The following is a 595-nucleotide window of genomic DNA, read 5'->3' as shown; positions in this document are numbered from 1 at the left end:
CGTATCGGAAGGTGCGGCTGGATCACCTCCTTTCTATGGAGTTTAACTCTAGTCGATGTATGGTCTTGGACCATATACGCTTTGGTCTTTTGTTCAGTTTTGAAGGAACTTCCTTCAAAAAATTGCTCCTGCGTCTACGAGTAACGCTACGAAGTTAGCTTTCTCGGAGCATGGCAGCAAGAAGCGCTTACTGAGAAGAATTGCATGGTGTAATTGAAGTCAGTAGCCAGGTTCTTTGAAAACTAGATAATGCAAATAGAAACGAAATGTAAGTTTACCGGTCTTATTATATAAGAGAAGGTCAAACGAGCATGTCAAGAATTCAAAAACGACTTTTTCAAATAGATCGTTTTTGGCAAAGAGCTTCGAGCAGTTCGAGGAAGCAAATGGCCGAAAGAATGGAGCGTACACCCGTACGTGACATGACAGAGGTCCGTGAAGCTGACGAAGAAATGCGAAGAAGATCTGAAGCCAAAATGGTTAAGTTAGAAAGGGCGCACGGTGAATGCCTTGGCACTAGGAGCCTAAGAAGGACGCGACGAACGGCGAAACGCCTCGGGGAGCTGTAAGTGAGCTTTGATCCGAGGATATCCGA

Annotated in this window: 1 rRNA gene; it reads left to right on the top strand. The window is 45.0% G+C overall.

Going from position 1 to position 595, the window contains the following annotated elements:
• Positions 1–478: 478 nt before the first annotated feature.
• A 23S ribosomal RNA gene (locus AC1FXP_RS23580) occupies positions 479–595 on the top strand; the annotation flags it as partial.

Source organism: Halalkalibacter sp. HAAS-P013, assembly GCF_056619925.1.
Note: the sequence above shows the minus strand (reverse complement) of the source record. Positions and strands in the feature narration are given on the sequence as shown.